The following is a 15,381-nucleotide window of genomic DNA, read 5'->3' as shown; positions in this document are numbered from 1 at the left end:
GTCCGGGTGGTCCGGGCTGGGGGGCAGGTGGTGGTCACGGTGGTCCCGGTGGTCCGGGCCGGGGACCCGGTGGCGGCCATGGTGGCCCCGGTAGACCCGGAGGTCCGGGCTGGAGGCCAGGTGGTGGTCCGGGAGGGCGGCCGGGAGGTCCGGGCTGGGGCGGTGGCCCATATCGCGGCCCGCATGGCCGCATGTGGCGGCGGGGTGACCGGTATGACGGCGGCGGTATTTTTGTGGATAATTGGCGCGGTTATCGTGGCCTGTATGCGCCGCCACCGGGTTATCGCTGGATCAGCTATGGCGGCAGCTTTTTGCTGGCGGCAGTGGCAACGGGTATAATTTCCAATGTCATCGCGGGGAGTGCTTACCCGGTGGCAACACCTTACCCGGTATATCCGGTAGCACCCGCTCCCGTACCTTACCCACCCCCGCCGGGCTACTAGGTGGCCTGCGTGGGCCAGTAAAAAAGGGGAGCCAGACAGGCTCCCCTTTTTTGTGTCCTTTGTCCCTGCGGGCCAGATGCCGCAGGGAAGGGCGTGCCGGTGTTTACTCCGCACGGGGGGGGGTAAAATCGGCATCATCGGTTAATTCAGCCGAAGGTATGGTCTGGGGCACAACGTTAAGGGGCGTGTGGCTTGCGGCCTTCCAGCCCACAAACAGCAGGGCGGCAAGGGCGGGAATGGCCATAATGGAATAGGTGCCTGTTGGGTAGTCAAACAGCATCAGCCCCAGAATGCTGATAAAAAAGGCAATGGTCAGCCACGCGGTAACGGGTGCGCCGGGCATGGCAAAGCCCGTGGGGGCAATACGGCCTGCCCGAATGGCCTGTCGCAGTTTGATCTGGCAGAGCACGATAAAGCACCATGTGCCGACAATGCCGATAGAGGCCATGTTGAGAACAATCTCAAAAATCTGGGAAGGCAGAAGGTAGTTTAACCCCACCCCAACCAGATAAATGGCAACAGTTGTTAAAATGGCGGCGGCTGGCACGGCCTGTTTGTTCATATGGGCAAGGTAGCGCGGAGCCGTCCCGTTTACGGCCAGTGCGCGCAGAACCCGCCCGGTGGAATACAGGCCCGAGTTCAGGCTGGACAGGGCGGCGGTCAGCACCACTATGTTCATGAGCGAATCCACCCCCGGTACCCCAAGGTGGGAAAAGAAGGTGACAAACGGGCTAACCCCGGCCTGATAGGCCGACCAGGGCAGCAGCATAACCAGCAAGGTAACCGTGCCAACATAAAAGATTATGATCCGCCAGATCACGTTGTTAATGGCCGAGGGCAGCACTTCGCGGGCGTTTTTGCATTCCCCTGCGGCGGTGCCGATCATCTCTATGCCGAAATAGGCGAACACAACGCCCTGAATGAGTACAAGGGCAGGAAGCATGCCGTGCGGGAAAAGCCCGCCATGCTCGGTAATGAGCTGTATGCCCGTGATATGCCCGTCCACGGGCACGCGCAGGCCCAGAATGACGGTGCCCACAACCAGAAAGGCCAGAAGGGCGGCAACCTTGATGATGGAGAACCAGAACTCCATTTCCCCAAACCATTTGACGCCAATCAGGTTCATGCAGGTGATGACAATCAGGGCCATCAGCGCCATGACCCATTGGGGAACAATGGCAAAAACACCCCAGAAATGCATGTAAAGTGCTACGGCGGTAATATCGACAATGCCGGTCATGGCCCAGCTGAAGAACGAGAGCGCACCTGCAACGTAGGAAGCCGGACTCCCCAGAAATTCCTGCGCGTAGGAGACAAAGCTGCCACTGGTGGGGCGGTACATGACCAACTCCCCCAAGGCGCGCAGCATGAGGAAGGAAAACACGCCGCAAACCAGATAAACAATGGCAAGGGACGGCCCCACAGCCTGCAACCGGCTGCCCGCGCCCAGAAAAAGGCCGGTGCCGATGGCTCCGCCGACGGAAATCATCTGGATCTGCCGTTTACCCAGACCCTGCCGGTAACCTTCCGTCGTCAGGCCTGACGGGGCATCGGATGGCGGCGGTGCATGCGTGCTCAAAGTGGTCTGTCTCCGTGCTGGTGGCGGGAACGGGGTCGGTAGATTGTTCCGGTACAGAAACCTGATGAAGTGGCGGGTCTGCAACCGTTTCTTTTGTGCAACAAACCGGGGTGATGTGTAAGTCCTTTTGCAACTTATATAAAATTAAACAAAATCCGTCCTGTGCGGCAAATAATTTTATTGTTTTCTCATGGACAGCCCAGAATGGGAGGCCCCATTTTTGCTCTTGTGCACCCGGATGTGATTATGAAATGGTGAGGAGCAGGGTCAGACAGTTTTAATTCAGAAAGTAGAACTGCAGTGACGGAAAATTTCGCTTTTAATAAAAAACAGATAACAAAATTTCATATATTTAGGTAATTGGAGGGCCGGAGCCATGGAAAATTGTCTGGACAAGACGGACCGGCAGATTCTGCGCCTGTTGCAAAATAACGGACGCATCCACAATACCGATCTGGCGGACAAGGTGCAGGTCAGCCCCGCCACCTGCCACCGCCGGGTGCAGCGGCTGTTTGACGAAGGGTATATTTCCGCCGTGCAGGCCAGAGTGAACGCCAGCAGGGTCGGGCTGGGCATGGTGGTGCTGGTCGGGGTTGTGCTGGAGCGTGCGGCAGACAGTTTTCCCATGTTCGAGGCCGCCATGGCTGCCCAGCCCGCAGTGCTGGACTGCTACCTTGTGGCGGGAGATTTTGACTATTTTTTAAAAATCCGTGTTGGGGATATGGAAGGTTTTGACCGCTTCCATGCCGAGGTGCTGAGCGTTCTGCCCCATGTGCGCCAGACCCGCACGTTTTTTGTGCTCAGGGCCGTGGCCGACGCAAGGGGATACGCGTTTTAGGCCCCGGTGGCCCGGTCATTTTGGCCCTGTCTGATCTTCCAGATCAAAAAAGTCCTGCTCTGGCTGGCGGTTTGTCCATTTGCGGCAGGCCGTGCGCAGCACACCGGCAAAGCGGGTGACCAGCGGCATGTTCTGGCCCGCACGTATGGCCACGGCTAGTGTGGCGCGTGGGGCGGGCTCGCTAATGGTATGGAAGGTGACCCCCCCGGCATGAATCTGGCTGAGTGAGCGCGGCACAACCGAAACCCCAAGCCCTGCGGCCACCAGCGGAATGGTGCCTGCAATCTGCGGTGCCTGCTGCCCCATAACGGGTGTCACTCCGGCCACCTGATAGGCTGAGAGAATGGCATCATGAAAACCCGGCCCCAACTCCCGCGGAAAGATAATCAGCGGGTCCTGCGCCACCATGTCCAGACTGATCACGGGGGTATCGGCCAGCTTGTGCCCACGCGGCAGGGCAATAACCGTGGGTTCGTCCAGCAGATGAAAAACCGAAAGCCGCACAGGGTCGGGCACAGGGGGGCGCACAATGGCAATGTCCACGCTATGTTCATGCAACGCGGTGCACAGCGAGGGCGTGTTGCTCTCCTCCAGAAAAATGGTGACATCGGGTGCCATTTCCCGGAACCGGCGGATAGTGAACGGGATAACCGGCAAAAGCGAGACCGCCCCTGCAAGACCCAGACGGATATGCCCCATTTCCCCCCGTGCCAGACCTTGCGCGGTGGAAAGAAACTGGGCCTGCAGGTCCAGAATGGTTCTGGCGCGCGGGAGGAGCACAGCCCCGATGTCGGTTAGTTTGACGCCGCGCGTCAGGCGCTCGAACAGCACCACGCCAAGGTTTTTTTCAAGCTGGCGGATCTGCTGGCTCAGGGGGGGCTGTTCCATGCCCAGCGCTTCGGCCGCACGGGTAATGGAGCCATGTTCGGCCACGGTTACAAAATAGCGCAGGTGTCGGATATCCATAACCCATATATAACTGATATGGATAACACCGCCAAGATATATTGGAAGACTACTTCAAGCCGTTATAACATCTGCGTCAGATGCGTATGGGCCGTTAAGTGTTTGAAGGAGTGTTGAGCATGGTAAAGCAGCCGGTAGCGGATATCGATCTGCGGTCCGCGGCGTTGGGGAGCGGGGTTGTGGGCAAACCACCAGTGAACCGCCTTTACCAGACCTCCACCATGGCTGCCCTGCTGGATGCGGTGTACGACGGGGAAACCACGCTGGATGAGCTGCTCCAGCACGGTAACTTTGGTCTGGGCACCTTTAACTCCCTTGATGGGGAAATGATTGTAACGGACGGTGTTGTGCGCCAGTTCCGTGCGGAAGGGCTGGCAGCGGAGGTGCCCGGCTCGCTCAAAACTCCCTTTGCCTGCGTGACGTATTTCGAACCCGAAAAAAACGTGATGATCGACACGCCCAAGGACAAGGAAAGCTTTGAGGAACTGGTGGACCACCTGCTTGGCAACCCCAACCTGTTTGGTGCGGTGCGTTTTACCGGCCTGTTCGAGCGGGTGGATACGCGCACGGTGTTCTGCCAGTGCAAGCCGTACCCGCATATGCTCGAAGTGGTTAAAAAGCAGCCGACCTTTACCTTGGAATCGGTTACCGGAACCATGATCGGCTTCCGCAGCCCGGTTTACATGCAGGGCGTGAATGTTGCTGGCTACCACCTGCACTTTCTGTCCGAGGACCATAAGCGCGGCGGGCATGTGACCGAATACAGAATTGTTAAGGGTCTGCTTGAGGTCGCCACGATTTCCGACCTTCAGGTGCAGTTGCCGCGCACAAAGCAGTTTGCGCAGGCCAACCTGAACCCCGAAAGCCTGAGTGAAGCCATTCGCATTGCCGAAGGTGGCTGACACCTTACCGGCCTGATCTGTTTGTTTTTTTGAACTGTACGGGGTTGTCGCGCGACTTTTTCTCCCGCAACCCCGCCTGACCTGAGGGTTTTTACAACAATGACCAAAATGGCAGAGACCACTGCACAATGCGGTGCGGAGCTTATTGTCAAAAATCTGGAAGCGCATGGCATTACCCATGTGTTTGGTATTCCCGGTGCCAAGGTGGACCGGCTGTTTGACGCGCTGGTTGATTCCCCGATCGAAACCGTTGTGACCCGGCATGAGCAGAATGCCGCCTTTATTGCCGGTGGCCTTGGCCGCATGACTGGCAAGGCCGGGGTGTGCATTGCAACATCCGGCCCCGGTGCCTCCAATTTTATTACCGGGCTGGCCACCGCCAATTCGGAAGGGGACCCCATTCTGGCCATTGGTGGCGCGGTCAAGCTGGCAGACCGGCTTAAGCTGACACACCAGACCATGGATACGGTCAGCCTGTTCCGCCCCGTAACCAAATACAGCGTGGAACTGACCACCCCCACCGCCATTTCGGAAGTTATGGCCAACGCCTTCCGCTTTGCAGAAAGTGGGCGGCCGGGTGCGGCATTTGTCAGCACGCCCATGGATGTGCTGTCCATGCCTGCCCATGCGCCGGTTCTGGCCGACCGTCTGGCTCCGCGCATGGGGGGCGCTCCGGCGGATGTAGTGGCCGAGGCCGCAATGCTGCTTAAAAAAGCCAGGCGTCCCGTCATGCTTTTGGGCATGCTGGCCAGCCGCCCGGATGTGGCAGATGCCGTGCGCGCTTTTGTCAAACAGACAGGCGTGCCGGTTGTGGGTACGTATCAGGCTGCTGGTGCCGTATCGGAGGAGCTGGTGGACCGCTTTGGCGGGCGGATCGGCCTGTTCCGCAACCAGCATGGGGACCAACTCCTGCACGAGGCCGATGTGGTGGTGGCCGTGGGCTACAACCCGGTGGAATATGACCCGTGGCTGTGGAACGTGAATGACGCCCGCCAGATCATCAATGTTGATATTGTGGCCGCTGAACTCGACAACGCCTTTGTGCCCGCCATTGAACTGATCGGTGACATTGCCCTGACCCTTGCGGGGCTGGGCGGCAAAGCCGGTGGCCTTGCCCGCGCGCCGGAGCTGGAAGCAGTGCTGGAGGGGTACAAAAAAGCCCGCAGCACCGCGTTGCTTACGGCACGCAGCAGCAGCAACTCCGCCGTGCACCCGCTCCAGATCGTGCGTGAGCTGGAGCAGTTTGTAACCCCGGACATGACCCTGTGCCTGGATATGGGGACATTCCATATCTGGCTGGCCCGTTATCTGCTCTCCTTCCGTGCGCGTCAGGTGCTTATCAGCAACGGCCAGCAGACCATGGGTGTGGGCCTGCCGTGGGGGATTGCGGCCAGCCTTGTTAACCCATCGCAAAAAGTTGTTTCAATTTCGGGCGATGGTGGATTCATGATGTCGAGCATGGAACTGGAAACAGCCGTGCGCCTGAAGTGCAACCTGATCCATATGGTCTGGATTGATCAGGCTTACAACATGGTCGAAATTCAGGAGCAGAAGAAGTACGGCCGTGGCTCCGGCGTGCATTTTGGCCCGATTGATTTTGCAAAATATGCAGAAGCCTGCGGGGCAAAAGGTATGACCGCCACAACGGAAGATGGCGTGCGGCAGGCCCTGCGCGTGGCCATGGATGTGGAAGGTCCGGTGGTTATTGCCGTGCCGGTTGACTACTCGCACAACCACCTGCTCATGCAGCCTCTGGCGCAGCTGGGGGAAACCACGGCAGCAGCCTGAACAAAGCGCTGCGCTTGACGCAGAACAGGTTCTATTGCTGTCATCCGCTCTGTCCATTTCATTGGTGCGATAATGTTGTTATAACACCGCGCACGGCGCCACTGACGGACGGAGCAAAGGAGGCAGGCAGACTGCCTTTTTTCTTCCATGACGCGGCAACGCAGTATGAAAGAGAACAAGAATGCAGATGCCCGAACCCAACCAGACCATTATAAGCCAGCGTGACGCCCTGGCGCAGGGTCTACGCCAGATTGTAGGAAAAGACTGGGTTATTTCCGACGATGCGCAGCGCAGGCCTTACCAGTGCGATGGCATTACCGCCTACATGGCCATGCCGCTGCTGGTCGTGCTGCCGGGGTCTGCGCAGGAGGTGCAGGCTGTTCTGCGTTTCTGCAACGAAAAAGGCGTCAAGATTGTCCCCCGTGGTTCCGGCACGTCGCTCTCGGGTGGCGCCCTGCCGCTGGAAGATGGCGTGCTGCTGGTGACGTCCCGCCTGTGCAACGTGCTGGCGGTGGACGAGCGCAACCGCGTAGCCCGCGTGCAGCCGGGTGTGCCCAATATTAAAATTACCGAGGCCGTCAGCCATCTTGGTCTGTGCTATATGCCCGACCCGTCCAGCCAGTTGATTTCCACCATCGGCGGCAACGTGGCGGAAAATGCCGGGGGCGTGCACTGCCTTAAATACGGCGTGACCGCCAACCATATTCTGGGCATGCAGGCCGTGCTGATGACCGGCGAAATGCTGGAACTGGGCGGTGCCTATCTTGGTGCGGCCGAGGGTGATCTGGACCTTATGGGGGTGCTGACCGGCTCTGAAGGGCTGTTGGCGGTGGTGACCGAAATTGCCGTGCGGCTGGAGCCCATACCCGAGGTCGCGCGCGTTATTTCCATGAGCTTCGCATCCGTGGAGGAAGCGTGCGAATGTGTGGGCGCCATTATTGGCGTGGGCGTTATTCCTGCGGGTCTGGAGTTCATGGACCGCAAGGTGCTTGATGCGGTTTCGGTTCTGATCAAGGAAAAGTTTGATGACCGCACGGCCGCACTCCTGCTGTGCGAGCTTGATGGCACGGCGGTTGAGGTGGACGCACTGGTTGGCGTGGTCAGCGATGTGGCGCGTGAGCAGGGGGCTATTGAGCTCAAGGTCAGCAGCACGGAGGAAGAACGCCAGCGCATATGGAGCAGCCGCAAGCTGGCGTTTTCCGCCATTGGCAAGCTCTGCCCGGATTATTACTGCACGGACGGCACCATCCCGCGCAACAAGCTGCCCGAGGTGCTGAACAAGATGGCGGACATGTCCAGAAAATACGGGCTGGATTACGCCAACTGTTTCCATGCGGGGGATGGCAACCTGCACCCCATTATCATGTATGATGCGGCCAAGCCGGGTGATCTGGAAAAAGCCGAGGCGTTCGGAGCCGATGTGCTGATCGCCTGCGTGGATGCGGGCGGGGTGCTCAGTGGCGAACACGGTATTGGCGTTGAAAAACGTGACCTGATGACCCATCAGTTCACCGATGTGGATTTGCAGCAGCAGCAGATGGTCAAATGTGCGTTTGACCCCAAGGATCTGCTGAACCCGGGCAAGATGTTCCCCACCCTGTGCCGCTGTGCGGAGTTCGGGCGCATGCATGTGAACAACGGCAACCTGCGTTTTGCGGATATTCCGCGTTTCTGATTCCGGTAGGGCATAACAAGCATGACAGACACACAAACCACTGCATCCATGCGTCCTGCCACAACACAGGACGTTGCGGATATTCTTATGGACGCGGCCAGCCGGGGCGAGCCTCTGGTGGTGCGGGGCAATGGCACCCGTGCCGGGCTGGGTAACCCGGTTGCCGCTACCCGCGTGCTGGAACTGGGTGCGCTGGACCAGATTGATTTTTATGACCCCGATGATCTGGTGATTCGCGCAGGTGTTGGCGCTACGCTGGATGAGGTCGAACAGGTTCTGGCGCAAAAAGGGCAATACCTGCCGTTTGAACCCCCACGCTATGCGGGGCTGTACGGTACCAGTGGCGCACGCAGCACGCTGGGCGGGGCGGTTTCCACCGCCCTGTCTGGTCCGCGCCGGATTCTGACCGGGGCTGCAAGGGACTTCGTTCTGGGTGTGGAAGGCGTGAACGGTCAGGGCGACGTGTTCAAGGCAGGTGGCCGGACCATGAAGAACGTAACCGGCTACGACATCAGCAAACTGGTGACAGGGGCCAACGGCACGCTGGCGGCGCTGACAACCGTTACACTCAAGGTTCTGCCTGCCCCACGGGCGGAGGTAACGCTGGTGCTGCCCGCCGCCACACTGGAGGAGGACGTCGCCCTGTTTGCCAGAATGCGCGCCCTTCCGCTGGGGCTTGGCGGGCTGGCCCGCCGGGTCAATGCCGCAGGGGTGTGCGAACTGCTGGTGCGCGTGGAAGGCACAGTCCCCGGCGTTGCGGGCAACCAGCAGGTGCTCAATGGCATGCTGGCCACCCGTGGTAACATGGCGGTGCTGGAGCAGGAGCAGAGCCGCACCCTGTGGGCCGGTGTGCGCGAACTGGACTGCCTGAACGCCAAACCGGAGGAACTGGTCTGGCGTGTGAACCTGCCCGCTACAACCATGCCCACTTTTGTGGAGCAGGCGCGCAGCGCAGGTTGCATCAACCGCTTTTTTGTGGACTGGGCAGGGGGTGTGGTGTTCTCCACTATGCGCGGCGTGCAGCCCGAGGTGGATATCCTGCGTTACCGTAAAATGGCGGAAAAGGCCGGCGCGCGTGCAACCCTGCTGCGTGCGCCCGATGCGGTGCGTGCCCAGTTTGGCGCGTTCCCGCCCGTCAGTGCGGGGGTTGCGGCTCTGGCCGCGCGCACCCGCACAGCCTTTGACCCGGCAGGTATTCTCAACCCCGGCCGCATGACCGTTCAGGCATAGGAGACGCCCCAATGCTCAGCCATATCCCTCAGGCCGCGCTGGATGCGGACCCGAACGTGCAGTTGGCCAAGGACATTATTGGTAACTGTGTCCATTGTGGCGTGTGCCTTTCGCGCTGCCCCACATACGCTGTCAGGCATGAGGAAAACGATAGCCCACGCGGTCGTATTTTCCTGATGAAGGACATGTACGAAAAAGGTGGCGTGCCCGATGCCAGAACGGTCGAACATCTGGACCGCTGTCTGACCTGCCTTGCGTGTGAGGCCATTTGCCCGTCAGGCGTGGAATACTCCAAACTGATCGCCCATGGCCGCGAATATGTGGAGGAGCATTACAAACGCCCGCTCTTCCAGCGTGCCGTGCGCGAACTGCTGATCCGGCTTATCCCTAATGCCCGCCTGTTCCGCCTTGCCATTTTTGGCGGGCGTCTGGGCAGGCCCTTCCGGGGTCTGTTCTCTGGCACCCTGCGGGCCATGCTGGATATGGTGCCAACCAGACCGTTGCCTGCTCCCAGCCCTGTGGACCGGCCGCAAACGTTTTTGCCCGCACCGCAGGCGGGTAAGGCGGTCAAACCGCGCAAGCGTGTGGCGCTGCTTAACGGCTGCGTGCAGACCGTGCTGGACACCGCCATTAACGAGGCCACAATCCGCCTGCTACAGCGCCACGGGGTAGAGGTGGTGGTCGCCGCAGGCTCAGGCTGCTGTGGTGCCCCCGCCGAACATATGGGGGACGAGGCGCAGGCCCTGCCACTGGTCAAGGCCAATATTGACGCCTGGTTGCGTGAGGCCGATGGCCCGGACGGGCTGGATGCCATTGTCATCAACACATCCGGCTGCGGCACATCCATCAAGGCCTATGGCCACACACTGAGGCTGGACCCGGAATGGGCGGACAAGGCCGCGCGCGTATCCGCCATGGCGCGGGACATTACCGAGTTTATGGTCGAGATCGGGCTGGAAAAACCCACCACCCCCACGGGGCTGCGGGTGGTGTACCATTCCGCGTGTTCCATGCAGCACGGCCAGCGGATTGTGAACCAGCCCAAGGACCTGCTGCGTGAGGCCGGGTTTACCGTGCTGGATGTGCCCGAAGGCTACCTGTGCTGCGGGTCGGCAGGTACCTATAACCTGCTCCAGCCAGACATCGCCAATGAGCTGAAGGCGCGCAAGCTGCGCAACATCCGCTCCGTGCATGCCCAGATTGCCGCCAGCGGCAACATCGGGTGCATGACCCAGCTTGCAGGGGAGGTCGGGCTGCCCTTCGTACATACGGTGGAACTGCTGGACTGGGCCACTGGTGGGCCGGAACCTGCTGCCCTTAAAGGGCAGAAACTGGCTGCGGAATAGCCAGCACAGGGCCATGCCGCAGGCTGCGTGCGTGGTCCTGTGCCGGTGGGTGCGGCGGATACAGGTGCAAGGCGCGCAACAGCGCAGGGGAGCATAAGGCATGTCAGGCATAACAGGGGTGGATACAGCCGGGGGGCAGTTGCGCCGTGGGGCTGCCGTATTGCTGGAGGTGTTACGGAGCGAGAGGGTTGATTACATTTTTGGCAACCCCGGCACCACCGAACTCCCGCTGATAGACGCGCTGCTGGAAATACCCGACGTGCATTACGTACTGGGCCTGCAGGAGGCCAGTGTTGTGGCCATGGCCGATGGCTATGCGCAGGCTGCCCGCAAGCCGGGTTTTTTAAACCTGCATACGGCGGGCGGGCTGGGGCATGGGCTGGGGAACCTGCTGAACGCCAGTGTCTCGCAAACACCGCTGGTGGTGACTGCGGGGCAGCAGGATTCGCGCCATACCATTTCCGACCCGCTGCTGTTCGGGGATCTGGTGCAGATTGCCCGCCCCGCCGTTAAATGGGCGCAGGAAGTCGCCCACGCGGACCAGTTGCCCGTGCTGCTGCGCCGCGCCTTCCATGATTCCACGGCAGCCCCCGCCGGGCCTGTGTTCCTCTCGCTTCCCATGGATGTCATGGAGGAGCTGAGTGCGGTGGATATTGGTGCGCCATCGCAGATCAACCGGCAGGCTGTGGCCGGTGGCCTGCCCGAGCTGGCCCGTGCGCTGGCGGGTATAGCGCCGGGGCGGCTGGCCATTATTGCGGGGGACGAGGTGTATGGCTCCGATGCCGCGGCCGAGGTCGCCGCCGTGGCCCAATGCCTGGGTGCCCCGGTTTATGGTTCTTCCTGGCCGTCGCGCATTCCCTTTGCCACGGCACATCCGTTGTGGTGCGGCAACCTGCCCACACAGGCAACCGCCATTGCGCAGACACTGGGCGCGTATGACGCCATTTTTGCCCTTGGTGGCAAATCGCTCATTACCATTCTCTACACCGAAGGCCCGGCCCTGCCGCCAAGCTGTGCGGTGTATCAGATGTCGTCCGATGTGCGGGACCTTGGGCGCACGTTCTGGACCCCGCTCTCGGTCGTGGGGGATGTGCGGGCATCACTTCAGGCCCTGCTGTCGGAGTTGCAGGTGCTCACACAGGGCAGAGCCGCTGCCTATCATGCGGCAGGCGAGCATGTGGCCGCCCAGCGCATGCAGCATAAGGCGCAGGCCAGACTGGCCATGCAGGCCCACCGCAGCGATGCGGTCATCCACCCCAGCGTTGCCGCGTGGGAAGTGGTGCGGGCCGTGGGGCCGGATATTGCCATTGTGGATGAGGCCATAGCCACATCCTCCGATGTACGTCTGTTTCTGGAAAGTGCGTGGTCCGCGCAGTATTCGTTCCTGCGTGGTGGTGCGCTGGGCTGGGGCATGCCCGCAGCGGTTGGGGCCTCACTCGGCCTTGGGCGCGAGCGTGTGGTCTCCCTTGTGGGGGATGGGGCGGCCCTGTATTCGCCACAGGCACTGTGGACCGCGGCCCATGAAAAGCTGCCCGTTACTTTTGTGGTCATGAATAATCAGGAGTACAACGTGCTCAAGAACTTCATGCGGCAGCAGAAAGATTATATTTCCGCGCGGGAGGGCACATATCCGGCCATGGATATTGTTAACCCGAGCATAGACTATCAGGCGCTCGCCCGTTCCATGGGGGTACCCTCCACCAAAGTCACGCGGGCGGCAGATATTGCCCCCGCACTGGAGGCCGCCTTGGCGACTGATGGCCCATCGTTAGTGGAAATTGTGATTGCAGCGAGCTGAGGAGGCTCGCTTCTTTACCGGGGGTGCGTATGAAAATCGGGTTGTTTATTCCCTGTTATATAGACGCGTTTTATCCAAACGCGGGGATTGCCACACTGGAACTGCTGGAAAAGCTGGGGCAGGACGTGGAATACCCAATGAACCAGACCTGCTGTGGCCAGCCCATGGCCAATTCGGGCTGCAACAAGGATGCGGCCGCGGCAGAGGCCCTGTTTGTTAAAAACTTTGCCCAGTATGACGCCATTGTCATGCCGTCTGGCAGTTGCACACACCATGTGCGCGATAATTTTGACGCCATCGAGCAGACCGATGACGTACGCCATGTGCGTGAAAACACGTTTGAACTGGTCGAGTTTTTGCACGACGTGCTCAAGGTGCAGGACTTCCCCTGGGCGGAGTTCCCGCACAAGGTGGGGCTGCACAACAGTTGCGGCACCCTGCGCGCCCTGCGCACGGCCAGCATGTCCGAACTGGGCGAGCCGTTCTTTTCCAAACCCATGGATCTGCTGGGCAAGGTCAGGGGCATTTCCTTTGCTACACCCAAACGGCCTGATGAATGCTGCGGTTTTGGTGGCACCTTCTCGGTTACGGAGGAGGCTGTTTCGGCCAAAATGGGCACGGACAAGGTGCGGGACCACCATCAGGCCGGGGCCGAGTATATTGTCTCGGCCGATACGTCCTGCATGATGCACCAGCAAGGGTGTGCGGAGCGGGCCGGTGTTCCCATCCGCTTCATTCATATTGCTGAAATTCTGAATGGAGCGCGGGAATGAAAGTCAAACCTGTCAACCACGCCAAGGCGGCGGAAGCGTTTATCGAAGATACCGCCCACATGGATTTCCATGACGAGCGGCTGTGGGACCTGCGGCAAAAGCGTGACGGACAGATGCATAGTCTGCCCGAATGGCAGGAACTGCGCGCACGTGCATCCGCCATCAAGGAGCACACGCTGGCCAACCTGCCAGAATACCTCGAACAGTTTGAGGCCAACGCCAAAAAGAACGGTATTCATGTGCACTGGGCAGCCGATGGCGCGGAACATAACCGCATTGTTGGCGAAATTCTGGAAAAGCACGGCGCCAAATCGCTCATCAAGAGCAAATCCATGGTGACCGAAGAATGCTGCATGCGCGAGTATCTGGAACCACGCGGCGTTGTGGTTACGGAAACCGACCTTGGCGAGCGTATCCAGCAACTGGATAACCAGATGCCCAGCCATATTGTGGTGCCAGCCGTTCACAAGCTGATCCCTGATGTGGCCAGAATTTTTGCCGAGCATTACCACACGGACCCCAACGACAACAGCGCGCAGTCCCTTGCGTGGCAGCAGCGGCTGGCCGCCCGCCCGGTTATTCTGTCTGCCGATGCGGGCATGACCGGCGGCAATTTTGTGGTGGCCGAAACAGGCTCCTTTGTCGTCTGCACCAACGAAGGCAATGCCGACCTGAGTGCGACTGTACCCGGCCTGCACATTGCCACGATCGGGATTGAACGGCTGGTGCCGCGTATGGCGGATATGGGTGTGTTTATCCGCCTGCTTTCACGCTCGGCCCTTGGTTCGCCCATTACGCAATACACAACGCATTTCCGTGGCCCGCAAAAAGGGAGCGAGATGCATGTGGTGCTGGTGGATAACGGGCGTTCGCACCGTCTGGGTATGGAGGACTTCTGGACCTCGCTCAAATGTATCCGCTGTGGTGCATGTATGAATACCTGCCCGGTTTATCGCCGTTCGGGTGGTCTGTCCTATGGTGCGGTGTATTCCGGCCCCATTGGCGCGATTATTGACCCCACCTTTAACGAACGCAAATACAGCACGCTGCCTTTTGCCTCGACCATGAACGGGAGTTGCACCAATGTGTGCCCGGTCAAGATCAACATTCACGAACAGCTCTACAAATGGCGGCGGGTGCTGGCCGAACATCATGAACTGCCGTTTGTAAAGCGTGAGGTCATGCACATGGCGGGCAAGCTCATGGGCCAGCCCACCCTGTACCGTGCCGCCATTAACGGGACCGAGGTCGCGCTCAGCACCATGCCGCGCTTTGTGCTGTATAACTGGCTTAATCCGTGGGGCAAGCACCGCGAACTGCCACACCCGGTCAAGCAGACCTTCCATAGCTGGTACAAGCAGAACCGCCTGAAAACCAAAAAGAAGGAAGGGGAAAGCGCATGAGCACCTCGCGCGATGCCATTCTGACCCGCCTGCGGGATAACAGGCCAGACCCCAAGGCCCACCCGCTTCCCCCCGTTGCACGTCTGGGGGACATGGATAACGGGCAGGCCCGGTTTGAAAACAGCCTCCAGATTCTGGGTGGGCAGGTGCTGGAACGGCAGGAGGGGGACACACTGGCCACCGCCATTGCCCGCCGCTTCCCCGATTCCAAGGTTATCTGCTCCGCCGTGCCGGATTTTGAAGGCACGATCCGCATAGAAGAGCTGGGCACCCCCCAGAAGGCGGCCTCGGTGGATGTGCTGGTTGTGCGCTCCCCCTTTGGCATTGCGGAAATGGGGTCGATCTACCTGAGCGAAGCCCAGTTGCAGGACCTGAACTCCGCCGCCCATCTGACCCAGCATATTGTGGTGATCCTGTCGGCCAAAAACCTGACCGCCAACATGCACACAGCCTATATGGACCGTCCGGAGTTCCACACCGCCAAGTACGGTGTGCTCATGAGCGGGCCGTCCGCCACGGCGGATATTCAGGGTGTGCTGATCCGCGGTGCGCAGGGTGTGCGTACTCTGAGCGTATGGTGGGAAGACTGAGTATTGTCCTCCCATTCTGCCTGAAGGTGGAAAACGCATGAAAAAAGCCG

General features: G+C 60.0%; 14 protein-coding genes. 12 read left to right on the top strand and 2 right to left on the bottom strand.

Annotated features, from left to right (window positions below):
• Together AB2L51_RS11920 and AB2L51_RS11915 are read left to right on the top strand one after the other, a co-directional pair.
• Positions 1–339: hypothetical protein (locus AB2L51_RS11920; protein ID WP_400922080.1), on the top strand; the 339-nt coding region annotated here is incomplete at its 5' end.
• A complete protein-coding gene (locus AB2L51_RS11915) occupies positions 261–443 on the top strand; it encodes an RcnB family protein (protein WP_395582821.1) in 183 nt (60 codons plus the stop codon). The genes AB2L51_RS11920 and AB2L51_RS11915, both read left to right, overlap by 79 nt.
• A gap of 103 nt (positions 444–546) precedes the next feature.
• Here the strand turns inward: AB2L51_RS11915 and AB2L51_RS11910 are convergent, their stop codons facing one another.
• A complete protein-coding gene (locus AB2L51_RS11910; RefSeq protein ID WP_395582820.1) occupies positions 547–2,022 on the bottom strand; it encodes an amino acid permease in 1,476 nt (491 codons plus the stop codon).
• A gap of 376 nt (positions 2,023–2,398) precedes the next feature.
• On the opposite strand from AB2L51_RS11910, the gene AB2L51_RS11905 reads away from it, so the two are divergent.
• Entirely contained in the window at positions 2,399–2,860 is a 462-nt protein-coding gene (locus tag AB2L51_RS11905; RefSeq protein WP_395582819.1) for an Lrp/AsnC family transcriptional regulator, read from the top strand.
• Positions 2,861–2,875: 15 nt separating this feature from the next.
• Here AB2L51_RS11905 and AB2L51_RS11900 read toward each other — a convergent pair whose 3' ends face one another.
• Positions 2,876–3,826 (bottom strand): LysR family transcriptional regulator, encoded by a 951-nt coding sequence (locus tag AB2L51_RS11900; RefSeq protein ID WP_395582818.1) that lies wholly within the window; start codon positions 3,824–3,826, stop codon positions 2,876–2,878.
• Between the two features lie 119 nt (positions 3,827–3,945).
• Here AB2L51_RS11900 and budA point away from each other — a divergent pair, with 119 nt between their 5' ends.
• The 9 genes from budA (at position 3,946) to AB2L51_RS11855 (ending at position 15,331) form a co-directional block, all read left to right on the top strand.
• Positions 3,946–4,728: an acetolactate decarboxylase gene (gene budA, locus AB2L51_RS11895; RefSeq protein ID WP_395582817.1), complete on the top strand. Its 783-nt coding sequence runs from the start codon at positions 3,946–3,948 to the stop codon at positions 4,726–4,728.
• A gap of 99 nt (positions 4,729–4,827) precedes the next feature.
• A complete protein-coding gene (gene alsS / locus AB2L51_RS11890; RefSeq protein WP_395582816.1) occupies positions 4,828–6,516 on the top strand; it encodes an acetolactate synthase AlsS in 1,689 nt (562 codons plus the stop codon).
• Between the two features lie 181 nt (positions 6,517–6,697).
• Positions 6,698–8,191, top strand: coding sequence for an FAD-linked oxidase C-terminal domain-containing protein (locus tag AB2L51_RS11885; RefSeq protein ID WP_395582815.1), 1,494 nt, complete (start codon positions 6,698–6,700; stop codon positions 8,189–8,191).
• Between the two features lie 21 nt (positions 8,192–8,212).
• The gene (locus AB2L51_RS11880) at positions 8,213–9,421 is read left to right on the top strand and encodes an FAD-binding protein (RefSeq protein WP_395582813.1); all 1,209 of its coding nucleotides are present in this window, start codon (positions 8,213–8,215) and stop codon (positions 9,419–9,421) included.
• An 11-nt stretch (positions 9,422–9,432) separates the two neighbouring features.
• On the top strand, positions 9,433–10,767 hold the full coding sequence (gene glcF / locus AB2L51_RS11875; RefSeq protein ID WP_395582812.1) for a glycolate oxidase subunit GlcF: 1,335 nt from the start codon (positions 9,433–9,435) through the stop codon (positions 10,765–10,767).
• A 100-nt stretch (positions 10,768–10,867) separates the two neighbouring features.
• Positions 10,868–12,565: a thiamine pyrophosphate-dependent enzyme gene (locus tag AB2L51_RS11870; protein WP_395582811.1), complete on the top strand. Its 1,698-nt coding sequence runs from the start codon at positions 10,868–10,870 to the stop codon at positions 12,563–12,565.
• 29 nt (positions 12,566–12,594) lie between these two features.
• Positions 12,595–13,338 (top strand): (Fe-S)-binding protein, encoded by a 744-nt coding sequence (locus tag AB2L51_RS11865; RefSeq protein WP_395582809.1) that lies wholly within the window; start codon positions 12,595–12,597, stop codon positions 13,336–13,338.
• Positions 13,335–14,741: a lactate utilization protein B gene (locus AB2L51_RS11860; protein ID WP_395582808.1), complete on the top strand. Its 1,407-nt coding sequence runs from the start codon at positions 13,335–13,337 to the stop codon at positions 14,739–14,741. Before AB2L51_RS11865 ends, AB2L51_RS11860 begins: the two co-directional genes overlap by 4 nt.
• Positions 14,738–15,331: a LutC/YkgG family protein gene (locus AB2L51_RS11855; RefSeq protein WP_395582807.1), complete on the top strand. Its 594-nt coding sequence runs from the start codon at positions 14,738–14,740 to the stop codon at positions 15,329–15,331. The genes AB2L51_RS11860 and AB2L51_RS11855 overlap by 4 nt, the downstream gene beginning before the upstream one ends.
• The last annotated feature ends 50 nt before the right edge of the window (positions 15,332–15,381 follow it).

Origin of the sequence: Acetobacter fabarum, assembly GCF_040702925.2 — a bacterium.
In the GTDB taxonomy this organism is placed as follows: Bacteria; Pseudomonadota; Alphaproteobacteria; order Acetobacterales; family Acetobacteraceae; genus Acetobacter; species Acetobacter fabarum_B.
This window is presented reverse-complemented; position numbering and strand designations above follow the sequence as displayed.